Origin of the sequence: Haloferax namakaokahaiae (assembly GCF_042663225.1) — an archaeon.
Classification (GTDB): Archaea; Halobacteriota; Halobacteria; order Halobacteriales; family Haloferacaceae; genus Haloferax; species Haloferax namakaokahaiae.
Genome location: NZ_JBHTAA010000001.1, coordinates 1 through 15,642 on the forward strand (window position 1 = coordinate 1; position 15,642 = coordinate 15,642).

A 15,642-nucleotide genomic window follows, 5' to 3' on the forward strand; every position below is an offset into this window, starting at 1 on the left:
ATCACAGCCCAGCAGGCGCGTTCGCGCCCGCTGGGCTTTTTTCATTTATAGCGAGTCGGTCTCGACTCGCCACTTCCGGTTCGTCGAGCCAGAGGCGTCGCTCCAACAGACGCATCCGTACCCAAACCGCGTCGGTACACGACGCACCCGCAGTTAGATACCAAATAGACACCGAACGAGACAGCCTCACCTGGTTGTCCGTTCGAAAGTGGTCGAAATCGACAGACGAAAGCCCGATTGAAAACGCGTTGAACGACGTGAAATTCAACGAAAACCGGGGTTACGGTGTTCCCCTTTTAGGCAGATAGCGTGACAAGCGGTGGTTGCATGCGCGGCAGCAAACACATCACGGCAGTCATGGTCATCGCGTTGCTGGCCGTAGCGATGGTCCCCGCGACCGTCGGCGCGGCAGCCGCCGAACAGTCCCTCACGCTCGGTGTCACGCAGGACACCGAGACAGGGAATGCGACGGTGACCGTGACCCAGAACGATTCGGTCGTCGAGAACGCGACGGTCGAAGTCGAATCGAGCGCGAACTACACGGGTACGGGCACGTATCAGACCGACGCGAACGGAACGGTCGAACTCCCGAACCCCGAGGAGCGCGTGAACGTCACGCTCAACGCGAGCGCTGACAACGCGACGGCGAGCGAGTCGGTCGAACTCGTTCCCCTCGACAAGTCGCTCCGTGTCGCCGTCGAACACGACGACGCCAACGACTCGGTGACCGCGACGGTCCGCCAGTACGGCGAGCCAGTCGAGAACGCAACGGTCGAAGTCACTGGGAGCGATTACGAGAACGGAACGTTCCAGACGGACGCGAACGGAACGGTCTCGGTCGCCGAACCGGATACCACGACGAACCTCACGTTCCTCGCCACGAGCGGCGACCTGAGCGTGGACCGTACGGTCGAAATCACGGCTGACGAATTCGGCGTCTCCGTCACGCAAGGAGACGATGCGAGTGTCACCGTCTCGGTCACCGAAGACGACGAAGGCGTCGAGAACGCGACGGTCGTCGTCTCGGGTAACTACACGGACGCGGGCGAGTACCAGACGGACGAGAACGGGACGGTCGAACTCTCGGCACCCCTCCAGAACACCACGGTCAACGTGACCGCGACGTACGAAAACGACACGGCCGAAACGACTGCGACGCTCTTGGGTGAGGTCGCAGACGACAGCCCGTTCGGAGAACTCGTGAGCCGATTCGTCGAGCGCCTCAAGACGATGGACTACGACGGCCCGATGGGACAGGCCGTCTCGGACTTCGTGACCGAGAACAACCCCGGAAACGCTGACGAGAAGCGCCCGGACCACGCTGGCCCGAAAGACGACAAAGCCGATAAGCACGAAGACAAAGAGCGAGGCCCACCGGAACACGCGCAGAAGGACAAGGGAGACGAGAAGGCTGAGAAGACGGACGACGACAGCGACGATTCAGACGAGGCTGAATCGGACGACGATGACGACGATGACGACGACAAGAAGGGCAACTCCAACGGCAAGCCCGACCACGCGAAGGGCAAGTAACGCCCTCGAACGTCGGTGACCAATTAACTCGGACGTGAACACGGCCTACTCCCACCCAACTCGGGGCAACTGTCGGGCCGTGGTTACTTTTCTCGAAGAATCTCTGCGACAGCGACTTCACAGCGCTCGCTGAGTCGTGACGGGTCGATATCGAACCGCTCGACGGCGAGACGAGCACCTCGGCGGACGAGTTCGTCGTCCACGCGGGCGGGCGCACCCGTCGGATACCACGCGGAGTCGTCGGTCACGCGAACCCCCGACCGCAGCGAGTCGCGGAGGCGACGATGGGCGAAGAGCGTCGAGAGGAACGCGAGCGACGCGGAGAGGGTGACGTTCCCCTCGAAGGCACTCGATTCCGCGGTAGTTCGTGCGGTTTCGAGCGCGCCGGCGAGCGCGAGCGAGTCGCGGACGCCTTCGTCGCTGGCGAGTGCCCGCGAGAGCGCGGCCTCCTGCATGGTTCGAACGGCGGTTTCGGTGTCGAGCGCGTCGGTCACGCGTCGTCGAAGGAGGGTGCGGCGAGCGTGTGGTCAACGACGGTCCCATCGGGGTGGAGCCTCACGCGCCCGAGAAACACCGTCTCTCCGGTGGGGGCGTTCGCCGCAATCGAGCGCAACACCTGTTGTTGGTCGAGTTGTTCCCACGTGACGCGTTCGACGAGTCGTTGGAACGCCTCGGGGTCGGTCCACCCCGAGTCGATGTCGGAGGGGACGTTGACGACGAAGCGCAACTCGGATTCGGTGACGGCGATACCGACACCGAAGGTGTCACCCCCGGGGTCGTCGCCGGGAGATGGTGCATCCTCGGCTTCGGAGTCCGCTGAATCAGTCATTGTCGAGAGTCGGCGGTAGAGCGACAAAGATGCACCGGAGGCGTGCGTCACATGCACCGCGAGCGACCGGGTATCGTCGCCACCCAATCGCGCATGGCAATTTCACGCACGGGCGAACTAACGTCGAATCGTTATTAGCGTTCGAGACACCAGTCGCACCAACGAATGAGTTACAAGATTGGTCTCGTCGGAAAACCGTCCGTCGGGAAATCCAGTTTCTTCAACGCGGCGACGATGAACGACGTACCGGAAGGTGCCTACCCCTTTACGACGATCGACCCGTCCATCGGTGAGGCGTACGTCCGCGTCGAGTGCGCGGCCCCCGAGTTCGACGAATCGTGTACGCCGTCGGTCGGCTACTGCGACGACGGCATGCGCTTCGTCCCGGTCAAACTCGTTGACGTTGCGGGTCTCATCCCCGGTGCACACGAGGGCAAAGGGCTTGGCAACCAGTTCCTGACCGACCTCAACGAGGCGGACGTGCTCGTTCACGTCGTGGACTTCTCGGGTGAGACGGACATCGAGGGCGAGGCGACGGAAGGCCACGACCCCCGCGACGACATCGACTTCCTCGAAAACGAACTCGACATGTGGTATCTCGGCATTCTGGAGAAGGGTATCGAGCGCTACCGCTCGGGTTACCACGGCGAGGAGAAGGACATCGAAGTTGACCTCGCCGAGCAGATGTCGGCGTTCAAGACGAACAAAGACGAAATCAAGCAGATCATCCTCTCGCTCGACCTCTCGCTCGACCCCGACGAGTGGGAAGACGAGGACAGAGAAGCCCTCGCCCGCGAGATTCGCAAGCGCACGAAGCCGATAATCATCGCGGCGAACAAGATGGACAAGCCGGTCTCCCAGGAGAACTACGAGGAAATCACTTCGGACCCCGACTACGAACACCTCACGTTCATCCCCGCGAGCGCGCACGCGGAGAAGGCACTCAAGAACGCACAGGAAGGGGGCGTCCTCGACTACCGCCCCGGCGACGACGACTTCGAAATCGTCGGCGACGTGAGCGACGAACAGGAAGCGGGTCTCGAACAGATTCGTGACTTTATCGGCGAGTACGGCGGGACGGGCGTCCAGCAAGTCCTCGAATCGGCGCTGTTCGACGTGATGGGTGCAATCGCCATCTTCCCCGGCAGCGCGAACGGCAAGTCCAGCACGCAGGGCGTCTTCCGCGACTGCTTCATCCTGCCCGAAGATTCGACGACCGAGGACTTCGCGTACCACCTGCACTCCGATATCGGCGACGGTCTCCTCCACGGCATCGACTGTCACTCGAAGCGCCAAATCGGCGCGGACCACGAACTCAGCCACCGCGACGTGGTCGAAATTATCTCAACGAACTGAATTTCGTGACCGCCAACCGCAACACCGTTATACCCAGCGACGAACCCCCGCGTATGGGTGAGGGTCAGACGGAGACCGAGCCGCTGTCGCTCGACGTCGAGATTGGTGGTCTCGGTGGCGACGTGACGCTCGCGGATCTCTTTCCGCCGGCGTGGATACAGACGCACTGCGACGCCAACTCGATTAGCGAGTTCATCGACAGTAGCGGATTCGAAATCGACGACCAGGAGTCCTTCGAGTCGATACCGGACCACGAGTGGGACCGACACGTCTCGACGTGCTCCGAGTTCGAAGACTGGGAGGCGATGCTCTCGGCGGGCGTCGAACAGTACGTCATGAACAACCTCGGCCCGAGCGACGCCGAGAGCGACGAACACGCCGAAGAGTCGGCGGAAGTTCGTGCGTAATCGACACACAGAACGAGTCTGACCCACCGCGCACCGCGCTGATTCTACGTCTCTTCTACGCCTCTTTGGCACGTTTCCGGTCGTTCCTCACGCGCGATTCGAGGATTCGATTGCCGACCGACCGGCTTCGAGCGCTTCGTCCCACCAGTCGAACGTCCGCGCCTCGGCGACCGAGAGCGGTTCGTCGGGGTCGTCGGGACGTCCGCCAAGGTCGAGTGCCCACCACTCAACGTCGTGCCACGCGTCGTGTTTGTAGCCGACGGCGTCGAACGTGCCGACGCGTTCGAAGCCCATCGACTCGTGGAAGGCGATGCTCGCCGGGTTCGGCGTCGTAACTACCGCGTAGGCGACGACGTAGCCCTGCTTTTCGAGTAGCTCACAGAGTGCAGTGTAGAGACCCCGCGCGATTCCGTGTCGCTGGTGGTCGGGGTGGACGTAGACGGAGGTTTCGACGGCCCACTGGTAGGCCGCTCGCTTGCGGACTGCGCCGGCGTAGGCGTAGCCTGCAACCTCGCCGTCGCGCTCGCAGACGAGCCACGGGTAGTGCGTCTTCTGCTCGAATTTCTCACGCAAATCGTCGAGACTCGGCGGTTCGTAGGCGAAGGTAATCGCGGTTTCCTCGACGAACGGCGTGTAAATCTCGCGGATTGCCGGGAGGTCGGACGCCGTCGCGGCGCGGAGACGAAGAGTCATACCGATACTGCGGATTGCGACCCTCAAAATGTCGGCGGTGGCGGCCGGTTTGAACTGTAAAACTCAGTCGGCAATCTCTTCGAGTGCGACACCGCCGATATCGGCGGCGTACTCGCGGGCCTCGCGTCGAATCCGGTCCGCGTCGGCGCGGACGTGTTCGCCCTCGTCGTAGAGCACCTCGCCGTCTATCATCGTGAACTCCACGTCGTCGCCGTGGGTCGAAAAGACCAGATGCGAGAGCACGTCGTGGAGGGGTGTCGCCCGCGTAAGGTCGGTCGTGATGCCCACGAGGTCGGCTTTCCACCCTGCCGCTAACTTTCCGACGCGGTCGAATCCCGCGGCTTTCGCCCCGTTTCTCGTCGCCATCTCGAAGACGACGCCGGCGGGCGTACTCGTCGGGTCGAGCGCGGCGACTTTCTGTAAGAGGCTGGCCTGTCGCATCTCGGTGAACGCGTCGAGCGTGTTGTTACACGGCGGGCCGTCGTTCCCGAGGGCGACGTTGATGCCGCGTTCGAGGTAGTCCACGATTGGCGCGATACCCGAGGCGAGTTTCATGTTCGACGAGGGGCAGTAGGTGACGTGGGTGCCCGTCTCGGCGAGCACCTCGCGTTCGGACTCGTCGGTGTGGACGCAGTGGGCCAGTACCACGTCGTCGCCGGTGAGACCGACTTCGTCCAACCAGTGGATGTTGCGCATGCCGGTCTCCTCTTCGACGGTTGCAATCTCGTCGCGGTTCTCACTCGCGTGGGTGTGGATGCGAACGCCGTCGTAGGCGTCGGTCAACTCGCGTGCCCCGCGGAGACAGTCCTCGGAACAGGTGACCGCAAAGCGCGGCGTCACGGCGTACTGGATTCGCCCGTCGAACGAGTCGTGATAGTTTCGAATCAGGCGTTCGGTCTCGGCCAGTGCCTCGTCGGTGTCTTCTTCCAAGTCGTCGGGGGCGTTCGTGTCCATCAGCACCTTCCCGATTCGGCCTCGGATTCCCATTCTCCCGGCCGCTTCGAACGCCTCGTCGGCGTGCCGGACCGACAGGTGGTCGATGACGGTGGTCGTCCCCGACTCGATGAGTTCGAGGTAGCCCAACTCGGCGGCGATACGCATCCCCTCGGCGTCGAGACCGGCCTCCATCGGGAGCACGTGGTCGAACAGCCAATCGAGGAGTTCGGTGTCGTCCGCGATGCCGCGGCCGAGCGACTGGACGGAGTGAACGTGGCCGCCGACGAGTCCGGGTGCGACGATGTCGAACTCGCGCCGTTCGTGGTCTGCGTACTGCTCGGCGAGGGTGGATTCCTCGCCGACGGCGACGATGCGGTCCCCTTCGACGACGACTGCCCCCGCTTCGATGATGGTCGTTGCGTCCGCGACGACTGTTCCGACGAGTAACATCCTCGTTCGCGTAGTAGAGCGGGAGGGAAATACTTGAGGTATCGGCCGCCGTCGGGTCGGTAGTGATGTCGTATCAAGCGGAGACGTACAAAGTATTATTAGCGGGACATCTGTGGACAACTGTACGATAGATGCAGGGACCGGGGGGAGATGACGTAGATGTCCAGCGTATTTCGCCGAGAGCGTGGCGCCTCCTCCGAACGGCGGCCGGATACGAGCAGCGCGGCGTCGAGAAAGTCGTAGACGACATCATGCAAGCACACATCTCGATGCTGGAGAACAACACGCGGAGTCTATCGAGACAGCGCCTTCAGGGCCTGTACGACCTGTATGCGGCAGAACTGACGGCCGAGCAAATCGACGCTATTCTCCGACATTTCTGACCCGGCGGCCCGCTCGAACGGTCGTCGTGACATCGACTCAGACAGTCAAGGTAAACGGACAATGATTAAGTTCCCTACCTATGATACTGGGTCACAATGAGTCGCACGACCGCCGAATCACACACCCGACGCGTCGTCGTCGCCTTCGCAGCGACCCTTGGGATGTTGGCAATCGTCTTCGCGCCGAACCCGGTCGGTCTCTCACCTCGTGGGCAGGCGACACTGGCCGTGATGTTCTTCGCGGGGGTGCTGTGGGTCGCACGGGCGCTTCCACTGGCGGTGACCGCACTCACGATTCCGTTGCTGTTGGCGACGTTCGGCGTCTACGGCCGGGTTGACCCGGCGCTATCGGGCTTTTCCGACCCGCTCATCTTTCTGTTCATCGCGGGGTTCATGCTGGCGAACGCGCTGCAAAAGTACAACATCGACCGCCGAATCGCGCTCTGGGTGTTGAGTCTGATGGGGTCGTCGCCGCGGAGACTCATTCTCGCAATCATGCTTGCGACGGCGTTTCTCTCGATGTGGGTGTCGAACACGGCGACGACGGCGATGATGATGCCCATCGCGCTCGGCATTCTCGCCGAGGTCCTCGGCCGCGAGCAACTCGTCGAGGAGGGCGGCACCTTTTTTTCGAACATGCAGATTGCGACGCTCCTCGGGACCGCCTACGCCGCCTCCGTGGGAGGGGTTGGAACGCTCATCGGAACGCCCCCGAACGTCGTCGTCGTCGCGTTTCTCAACCGCCTCCTCGGTTACGAACTCACGTTCGCGGATTGGCTCTTCGTCGGCGTGCCAGTCGTCGTCGTCACGCTCCCAATCGTCTGGTACGTGCTGACCTACTGGCTCTTCCCGCCGGAGCTAACCGACGTGGAGGACGCACGCGCGAAAGCGGCGGCGTACCTCAGCGAAGAGGGGTCGCTCGACACGATGGGTAGACGGGTCGCGTACATCTTCGCGGCGACGGCCGTGCTGTGGATTCTCGGCGGGTTCGGTTTCCTGTTCGAGGGACTCTTCCCACCTGAAGTCTTCACGACGCTCTTCGGCGGAACCGGCACGTCCATCTTCGGCACGGCCGGTCACGCGGGAATCCTGTACTTCGTCCTCGTGGGACTCTTTGCGATTCCCGCACTGTCGCTGTCGGGGGCGATGGACTGGGACGACTTAGTCGATATCGACTGGGGGACGATACTGCTCTTCGGTGGTGGCATCTCGCTCGCCGATGCGCTCGCCGACACCGGGGCGACCGAGTGGGTCTCGCAGACGGTCTTCGGGTCGCTCGTCGGTGCGCCAATCGTCCTCGTCGTCGGTGCAGTCGTGCTGTTCGTCGTGCTCCTCACCGAGATGACCTCGAACACCGCGACGACGACGATCATCACGCCGATTCTCATCGGAATCGGCGGTATCTTCGCGGCCACCTTGGGAATCGAAGCGGCCGCCGCGGCGGTGTTTCTCGCCGTTAGCGGCGCAATCGCGGCGTCTTTCGCGTTCGCGCTTCCGGTGGCGACGCCGCCGAACGCCATCGTCTTCGGTGGTGGCTACATGGAACAACGGCACATGCTCAGAGCGGGGATGGTTCTCAACGCGCTGATGACGGTCGTCTTGACCGCACTGCTCGTCGCCCTCTTTTATTTCGTCTGGCCAATGACGCTCTGGTGATCCGAACCCCGGCGGTCCTCGCCGTGGACAGCGTTTCTCTCACCCACCCACTCATTCATCCATTCACGTACTTACACCCGTGAGCTATCGGTTCGCGTGACTGTGCGTATCAGTGACAAGATTTAATTGGTATCAAATATACGTGAAGGATAGTCTGCGTGTATCAGATATACACGCGACGGAGACAACCATGGCTGGACACACCAACCGACGGACGTTTCTGAAAGTTGCAGGTGGCACAGGCACGATGGCACTCACTGGACTCGCCGGGTGTACCGGAAGTACCGGTGGAGACTCTGGCGGAGACTCCGGTGCCGATTCGGACGGCACCGACGAGATGGACGACTCGGAGTCGGGCGACTCGGGCGGGTCGAACGACTCTGGCAGCAACGTCATCACCCTCGGCGGGTCGATGAGTCTCTCGGGCGACAACGCCGACCTCGGGAAACTCTACAAAGACGCGTACGAACTCACGATTCAGAAGATAAACGAGGCCGGCGGCGTCGAGGCCGGCGACGGGAACACCTACGAACTGGAGATGGTGCTTCGAGACGACGAGACGGACGCCTCGAAGTCCAAGACCATCTATCAGGAACTCATCGACAAGGACGGCATCGACTACCTGCTCGGGCCGTATTCGAGTTCGGTGACGCTTCCGGCGTCCGCCGTCGCCGCGAAGAACCAAAAGCCGATGGTCGAAGGCGGCGGTGCGAGCCCAGAAATCTTCAGCCAAGGCAACGAGTTCATCTTCGGACTGTTGCCGACGGCAGACAAGTACCCGCTGTCAGCTATCGATATGGCGGCGGCGCAGAGTCCCGCTCCGAAGAAGGCGGCTATCCTCGCCGAGGACGACACGTTCAGTCAGTCCACGGCGGAGGGTGCCCGAAAGAAGATGGAGAGCGTCGGTCTCGACATCGTCGTTGACGAGACGTTCCCCTCCTCGACGTCCGACCTCTCGACGAACCTCGGTAAAGTCCGCGACCAGGGTGCTGACGTTCTCGTTCTCGCGGCCCACCAGAAACACGCCATCGTCGCGGCCAAGCAGATGGAGAGTCAGGACGTGAACGTCGATATGGCGATGGCCACCGTCGGCAGCCTCAACGACTCCTTCAAAGAGGAGACTGGCGCGAACGGTGACTACATGTACGGCCCGAGTTCGTGGGCGTCCAACGCCGACTTCGAAGACGAAATCTACGGTTCGACCAGCGACTTCGTCTCGGCCATCGAAGACGAGTACGGCTACGCACCGGACTACCACAGCGCGGCGGGCGCGTCCGTCATCCAGACGTTCCAACGCGCGTTCGAGACGGTGGACGAAGTGACGCCGACGAAGGTTCGAGATGCGATTCGTGACACGCAGTTCAAGACCTGCTACGGACAGGTCGCCTTTACCGACAACGGCGTCATCGACAAGAAGATGCTCGTCTACCAGTGGCAACCGGAGGACGGCAAGCAGATCGTCTGGCCCGAGAACGTCCAGCAGTCTGCACCAGTCTACCCAATGCCCGCGTGGGCTGAACGGTAATCTCCATGGCATTCACCCAGTTCGTCGTAAACGGCTTGCTAATCGGGTCGCTCTTCGCGGCCGTCGCCGTCGGCTTCGCCCTCATCTGGGGTGTCGTGGACATCATCAACCTCGCCCACGGCGAGATGGTGATGCTCGGCGGATACACCACCTACTGGTTGGTGAACTTCGCAACCAGCGGCGACCCGGCGTCTCCCGCGCTGGCACTCGCAACAGTTCCAGTCGCGGTCGTCGTCCTGTTCGCCGTCGGCTACGCGCTCCAACGCACACTCGTCACGCAAGTCACGGAGAAGGACCTGTTTTTGACCCTGCTGGTGACGTTCGGTATCAGCATCATACTCCAGCAGTTGGCGATTCAAGCGTGGTCGGCGACGCCGCGAAGCGTCTCCGTCGCGCTCGCCAATCCGTCGCTACAGCTCGCTGGCATCGTCGTCCCGAAGATGAAGCTCATCGCCTTCGGCGGTGCGGTCGTTCTCACGGGACTCCTCTGGGCGTTCCTCAAGCGAACGCGTCGTGGAAGGGCGATTCGCGCCGTCGCACAGAACCCCGAAGCGTCCGAACTCATCGGAATCGACGTCGAGCACACGCGCGCGGTGACGTTCGGTCTCTCGGCCGCTATCGCAGGGGGTTCCGGGAGCTTCGTGGCCATGATTCTGAACATTCAGCCACAGATGGGACTCGTGTTCACGCTCAAGTCGTTCGTCATCGTCGTCTTCGGCGGTATCGGGAGCGTCCTCGGCGCGCTCGTCGGCGGACTCGGTCTCGGTGCGGTCGAAGAGGTCACGAGCGGACTGGTCGGGAGTACGTGGACGCTCGCGGTGAGCTTCCTGCTCCTTATCGTCCTGCTCGTCGTCAAACCGAGCGGCCTGTTCGGAACCTCGGTGGGGGATGACTGATGCCGGGGACGACGAACACCGCCCAGTCCGTACTCGACTTCTGCGGTCGGCACGCGTGGGCGCTCATCGCGGCCTTCTTCGTCGTGTTCGCGGCGCTTCCACTCCTCGGACTGGAGTCCGGCTACAACATGACCGTCCTCATCCAGTTGTTCATCTTCGCGCTGTTGGCGCTGTCGTGGGACTTGGTGGGCGGTCAGACCGGCTATCCGAGTTTCGGAAACATGGCGTTCTTCGGCGTCGGCGCCTACACGACCGCCATCCTGGTGAAGGACTTCGGCGTGAGTTTCCCGCCGGCACTGCTCGTCGCGGGACTACTGTCGGTGCTGTTCGCCGTCGTCATCGGTCTCATCGTCCTTCGTCTCCGTGGCGGTTACTTCGCTATCGGGACGCTCGGCATCCTCCTCGCGGCGACGCAAATCGCCCGCAATCTGGAGGTCACCGGTGGAGCGAGCGGGAAGATTCTCTTGGAGACGCCGTCCGATACGACGTTCTACTACGTCTTTCTCGGACTGCTCGTCGCCGAAGTCGCGGTCACGTACTACCTGACCAGCACCCGGTTCGGATACGTACTCAACACCATCCGCGACGACGAAACGAAAGCGACCGCGATGGGGACGAACACGACGTACTACAAGACCGTCGCGTGGGTACTGGCGGCCCTCTTTACGGGCTGTACCGGCGGCGCGTGGAGCCTGTTCAACACGTTCGTCGATCCGATGACCGCGTTCAACACCGCGTGGAACGTCGAACTCATCGCAATGGCACTGGTCGGCGGTGCCGGCACCGTCGCTGGCCCGGTCATCGGTGCGTTCGCACTCCGACTGGCCATGCTCCAGATTGACACCTACTTCACCGGGTGGCAACTCGTCGTCCTCGGTGCAGTGGTCATCCTGACCGTCGTCCGTCTCCCCGACGGCGTGGTCGGGACGCTCCGAGAGCGAGCGAGTGCGATGGAGTACTACGAGTACGGTGGCGGTGCCGCGGGCGACGAGATGGGTCTCGACGACGACGCAGACGGGAGCGATACGACGGCCACCGGCGGCCGAACCACCGGGAGTGATACATGATGGCAGCAGAGAACACCAGTTCGAACGCGACTCGCACCGCCTCCTCGGCGTCCGGTGAGACGGTCATCCGGACCGACAGAATCACCAAACGATTCGGCGGCCTCGTCGCCGTCGATGACGTCGATATCGAGGTCCGAGAAGGCGAAATCGTTGGCCTCATCGGGCCGAACGGGGCAGGAAAGTCCACCCTGTTCAACTGTGTCACTGGCTCGCTCAGCCCTTCGGAGGGAAGCGTCTACTACCGAGGGCGAGACGTGACCGACTGGCCACAGCACAAAATTGCCCGTGAAGGACTCGTCCGGATGTTCCAACACACTCGCGTGTACAGCGAGATGACGATTCTGGACAACATGCTCGTCAGCGCCGACGAGGATACCGGACTCGAACGCGTCTTTCGACCACCGAGTTCCGCCGCGCGCGAACGTGCGAAAGAACTCCTCCAGTACCTCGGTCTCTGGGGTCTTCGTGACCTTCACGCCGGTCGGATGTCCTTCGGCCAGCAGAAGTTACTGGAGTTCGGGATGGCGCTGATGGCCGACCCGGACGTGCTCTTGATGGACGAACCCGCGGGCGGCATCAACCCGTCGATGCTCGAGCAACTGATGGGCTACATCCGCGATGCGAACACGGAGAGTTCGGTGACCATCTTCCTCATCGAACACAACATGGACTTCGTCATGGAAGTCTCGGACCGCATCTACGCGCTCGCCCACGGCGAGAAGATCGCCGACGGGACGCCCGAAGAGATTCAGAACGACGACAGCGTGCTCGATGCCTACCTCGGGAGGGAATGAACATGTCACCGACTCCAGCGACCGACCCGTTCTTGTCGCTGTCCGATGTGACCGCAGGCTACGGGAACACGACGGTCATCCACGACGTGGATATCGAGGTTCGAGAGGGCGAAATCGCCTGTCTCATCGGCCCGAACGGTTCCGGAAAGAGCACGCTGATGAAGAGCATCTACGGCTTCGCCGACGTGTTCGAGGGTACTGTCACCTTCGACGGAACCGACGTCACCCAGCGAAGCCCACAAGAGAGCCTCGCCTCGGGGATGAGCTACGTCTTGCAGGATTCGAGCGTCTTCCCCGATATGAGCGTCCACGAGAACATGCTCATGGGCGGCTACATCTTCGACGACGACGAACGCGCCGCCGCACGGGCCGAGGAGCTCTACGACGAGTTCCCCGTCCTCGGCGACATCCGAAATCAGCGCGCGGGAACCCTCTCTGGCGGGCAACGACGCCTGCTCGAACTGGCCCGCGCGCTCGTGGTCGAACCCGACTTGATGATGCTCGACGAGCCGTCTATCGGACTCGAACCGCGCTTTATCGACGACGTGTTCGAGCGAATCGAGCAGTTGAACGAACTCGGAACGACGATTCTCCTCGTCGAACAGAACGCCGAGAAAGGACTCTCCGTCGCCGACCGAGGGTTCGTCCTCGCCAGCGGTGAGATTAAATTCACCGGCACGGGGACCGAACTCCTGAACGACGAACAAGTCGGGCGACTCTACCTCGGCGGGTAGGGCGTCGCGCTCGCTGTTTTTTGTCGTTTCCGTCGGCACTTTCGGTGACTCATAGCCGTCGCTCGGTGTGTGGTTCGTCAGAGAAGTGCTCCGTCAGGGATTCGAACCACGGTCGCTCACGTTGTTCGCTCTCTGATTCGAATCCCTTCCTCCGCACTTTACGGAACCCGAATACACTCGCTGTCGCTCGTGATTCGGGAATTTGGAAAAGTGCTCCGTCAGGGATTCGAACCCTGGTCCTCACCGTGAGAGGGTGAGATGATTGGCCGGACTACACCAACAGAGCACGTTGGTACAGTACTTCGTATTGCTCGGCGTTGTATAAGGGTATCGCTTCAACGCAACTGTGCGACGAACTGCCGTGATGCGATTAGACGACCTGCGACCCCTCGCGGAAGACCGTCGAAACCGTCCGCCACGCGCTCGCGTCTTCGCTCGGGTCGGCGTCGAGGACGACGAGGTCCGCGACGTAGCCCTCGCTCACCTTGCCGACGTCGTCCAGTCCGAGCAACTCGGCGGCGGTGACCGTCGCGGCTTCGAGCGCCTCTGCTGGCGAAAGACCGTACCCGACCATCAACTCCATTTCGCGGAGTGCGTTTTGCCCGTGCTCGTTGAACGGCGTCCCCGCGTCGGTCCCCATCGCAATCTTCACGCCGGCGTCGAGGGCGTGCTCCCACGCTCTTTCGAACGCTTCGGCGGCCTCTTCGGCCTTTGCGACGGCCTCTTCGGGGATTCCTGCGTCGATGCCGTTCTCGACGATTTCGAGTACTGCGGAGGCAGTCGGCACCCAGTAGGTGTCGTTCTCGACGAGGAGTTCGGCCGTCTCTCGGTCCATGAACATCCCGTGTTCGATACTGGTGATACCGGCGCGAGAGGCGTTTTGGATGCCCGCTTTGCCGTGGGCGTGTGCCGCCGTCGGGATGCCCTTGGCGCTCGCCGCCTCGACGAGGGCGCGCATCTCCGCTTCGGAGAGTTCGGGTGCGCCCGTGACTGCCCCTTCGGTGAGCACGCCGCCGGTCGCCATGCACTTCACCACGTCAGCGCCCCGCTTGAGTTGCTCGCGGGCGGCTTTTCGAACCTCGTCCGGGCCGTCTGCTTCTCGTCCCCAGTAGTGACCGTGGCCACCCGTCATCGTGATGTTCTCTCCGCAGGCGCGGACGCGCGGGCCATCGAGTTCACCGGCGGCCACGGCGGCCTTCGCGGTCGTTCCGAGGTCTTTGGGTGCGCCGAGGTCACGCACGGTCGTGACGCCCGCTTCGAGCGTCTTCTGGAAGTTCGCCGCGGCGCGGAAACACCCGCGTTCGTGAGTCTCCTGTATGTAGCCTGCGACGTTCGGCCGACTGTCCATCATGAGGTGGACGTGCGAGTCGATAAGCCCCGGCGCGATGACCTTCCCGGAAGCGTCTCGCGTCTCGCCTTCGATTTCGTCGCCGACGGAGACGATTGTCCCCGACTCCTCATCGACGACGACGTTTGCTTCCCGAGTGCCATCGACATCGACAACCTGTGCGCCGGTGAGCGTGAACATGTGATTTCCGACCCGGTCCGGTGATGTAAATGCGCGGGTGTCGGCGAGGGGCGGTGATTTGTTGGATTTCTGCCGAAGGCCGACCCTTGATTGGGATGGGTCGCACACCACCCTGTATGCGTGAGAACCTCGACGACGCCGTCGCACTCGTGACTGGTGCGAGTTCAGGAATCGGTGAGGAGACCACCCGTGCGCTGGCAGCAGTCGGTGCCGATATCGCATTACTCGCTCGTCGGGAAGGCCGACTCTCGAACATCGCGTCGGACCTCGAAGCCGACTTCGGCGTCGAGACGCTCGTCCTCCCGACCGACGTCCGCGACGAGGACGCAGTCGAATCCGCGGTCGAATCCGCGGTCGATACCTTCGGCCGACTCGATGTCGTCGTCAACAACGCCGGACTCGCCCGCGGGTCGGACGTCGCGTCGCTGACGACCGACGAGTACCGACAGATGATGGACACCAACGTCGATGGCGTGTTCTACGTCTCTCGTGCCGCACTGCCACACCTCCGCGAGACGACAGGGAACCTCATCTTCGTCGGGAGTTTCGCCGGACAGTACCCGCGCCCGGCAAACCCCGTCTACGCCGCCTCGAAGTGGTGGGTCCGCGGTTTCGCCCACAGCCTCGAAGGACAGGTCGGCGACGCCGGCATCGGCATCACCGTCGTCAACCCGACCGAAGTCCGAACCGAGTTCGGCTCCGAAGACGGCGACTCGTTCGAGGTTCGATTCGAATCGGGCGAGGTCACCGAGCCAGAAGAGATTGCGAACGCCATCCGATTCGCGGCGCTACAGGACGACTCGACCGTGAGCGAACTCGACCTCTACCGCCGCGACAAGTTCAGTGGTTGGTGAC

The 15,642-nt window shown here is 62.5% G+C and carries 16 protein-coding genes and 1 tRNA gene; 11 read left to right on the forward strand and 6 right to left on the reverse strand.

The window, feature by feature from the left end:
• The first annotated feature begins 327 nt into the window (after positions 1–327).
• On the forward strand, positions 328–1,533 hold the full coding sequence (locus ACFQJC_RS00005; protein WP_390221188.1) for a hypothetical protein: 1,206 nt from the start codon (positions 328–330) through the stop codon (positions 1,531–1,533).
• A gap of 83 nt (positions 1,534–1,616) precedes the next feature.
• Here the strand turns inward: ACFQJC_RS00005 and ACFQJC_RS00010 are convergent, their stop codons facing one another.
• Both ACFQJC_RS00010 and ACFQJC_RS00015 read right to left on the reverse strand, forming a co-directional pair.
• Positions 1,617–1,988: a hypothetical protein gene (locus ACFQJC_RS00010; protein ID WP_390222310.1), complete on the reverse strand. Its 372-nt coding sequence runs from the start codon at positions 1,986–1,988 to the stop codon at positions 1,617–1,619.
• A gap of 35 nt (positions 1,989–2,023) precedes the next feature.
• Positions 2,024–2,362, reverse strand: a complete 339-nt coding sequence (locus tag ACFQJC_RS00015) for a hypothetical protein (RefSeq protein ID WP_390221189.1) — start codon at positions 2,360–2,362, stop codon at positions 2,024–2,026.
• Between the two features lie 165 nt (positions 2,363–2,527).
• Between ACFQJC_RS00015 and ACFQJC_RS00020 the strand changes: the two genes are divergently transcribed.
• Positions 2,528–3,718, forward strand: a complete 1,191-nt coding sequence (locus tag ACFQJC_RS00020) for a redox-regulated ATPase YchF (protein ID WP_390221190.1) — start codon at positions 2,528–2,530, stop codon at positions 3,716–3,718.
• A gap of 53 nt (positions 3,719–3,771) precedes the next feature.
• A complete protein-coding gene (locus ACFQJC_RS00025; protein ID WP_390221191.1) occupies positions 3,772–4,125 on the forward strand; it encodes a hypothetical protein in 354 nt (117 codons plus the stop codon).
• Positions 4,126–4,212: 87 nt separating this feature from the next.
• On the opposite strand, the gene ACFQJC_RS00030 is transcribed toward ACFQJC_RS00025, so the two are convergent.
• Positions 4,213–4,818 (reverse strand): GNAT family N-acetyltransferase, encoded by a 606-nt coding sequence (locus tag ACFQJC_RS00030; protein WP_390221192.1) that lies wholly within the window; start codon positions 4,816–4,818, stop codon positions 4,213–4,215.
• A gap of 63 nt (positions 4,819–4,881) precedes the next feature.
• Positions 4,882–6,204 carry a 5'-deoxyadenosine deaminase gene (locus ACFQJC_RS00035; protein WP_390221193.1) on the reverse strand — a complete coding sequence of 441 codons (1,323 nt, stop codon included), beginning with the start codon at positions 6,202–6,204 and terminating at the stop codon, positions 4,882–4,884.
• 131 nt (positions 6,205–6,335) lie between these two features.
• Between ACFQJC_RS00035 and ACFQJC_RS00040 the strand changes: the two genes are divergently transcribed.
• From ACFQJC_RS00040 to ACFQJC_RS00070, 7 genes are all read left to right on the forward strand, one after another.
• Entirely contained in the window at positions 6,336–6,587 is a 252-nt protein-coding gene (locus ACFQJC_RS00040; protein WP_390221194.1) for a hypothetical protein, read from the forward strand.
• A gap of 96 nt (positions 6,588–6,683) precedes the next feature.
• Entirely contained in the window at positions 6,684–8,243 is a 1,560-nt protein-coding gene (locus ACFQJC_RS00045) for an SLC13 family permease (protein ID WP_390221195.1), read from the forward strand.
• Between the two features lie 190 nt (positions 8,244–8,433).
• Positions 8,434–9,768, forward strand: a complete 1,335-nt coding sequence (locus ACFQJC_RS00050; RefSeq protein ID WP_390221196.1) for an amino acid ABC transporter substrate-binding protein — start codon at positions 8,434–8,436, stop codon at positions 9,766–9,768.
• Between the two features lie 5 nt (positions 9,769–9,773).
• Positions 9,774–10,664 carry a branched-chain amino acid ABC transporter permease gene (locus ACFQJC_RS00055; protein WP_390221198.1) on the forward strand — a complete coding sequence of 297 codons (891 nt, stop codon included), beginning with the start codon at positions 9,774–9,776 and terminating at the stop codon, positions 10,662–10,664.
• On the forward strand, positions 10,664–11,731 hold the full coding sequence (locus tag ACFQJC_RS00060) for a branched-chain amino acid ABC transporter permease (RefSeq protein ID WP_390221199.1): 1,068 nt from the start codon (positions 10,664–10,666) through the stop codon (positions 11,729–11,731). The genes ACFQJC_RS00055 and ACFQJC_RS00060 overlap by 1 nt, the downstream gene beginning before the upstream one ends.
• Positions 11,728–12,525, forward strand: a complete 798-nt coding sequence (locus tag ACFQJC_RS00065; protein WP_390221200.1) for an ABC transporter ATP-binding protein — start codon at positions 11,728–11,730, stop codon at positions 12,523–12,525. The genes ACFQJC_RS00060 and ACFQJC_RS00065 overlap by 4 nt, the downstream gene beginning before the upstream one ends.
• Complete coding sequence (locus ACFQJC_RS00070; RefSeq protein WP_390221201.1) at positions 12,522–13,259, forward strand: ABC transporter ATP-binding protein; 738 nt, start codon at positions 12,522–12,524, stop codon at positions 13,257–13,259. Before ACFQJC_RS00065 ends, ACFQJC_RS00070 begins: the two co-directional genes overlap by 4 nt.
• 211 nt (positions 13,260–13,470) lie before the next feature.
• On the opposite strand, the gene ACFQJC_RS00075 is transcribed toward ACFQJC_RS00070, so the two are convergent.
• Positions 13,471–13,545, reverse strand: a tRNA-Glu gene (locus ACFQJC_RS00075).
• Positions 13,546–13,629: 84 nt separating this feature from the next.
• Positions 13,630–14,787, reverse strand: coding sequence for a metal-dependent hydrolase family protein (locus tag ACFQJC_RS00080; protein ID WP_390221202.1), 1,158 nt, complete (start codon positions 14,785–14,787; stop codon positions 13,630–13,632).
• Positions 14,788–14,903: 116 nt separating this feature from the next.
• Here ACFQJC_RS00080 and ACFQJC_RS00085 point away from each other — a divergent pair, with 116 nt between their 5' ends.
• Positions 14,904–15,641 carry an SDR family oxidoreductase gene (locus ACFQJC_RS00085; protein WP_390221203.1) on the forward strand — a complete coding sequence of 246 codons (738 nt, stop codon included), beginning with the start codon at positions 14,904–14,906 and terminating at the stop codon, positions 15,639–15,641.
• Position 15,642 lies beyond the last annotated feature (1 nt).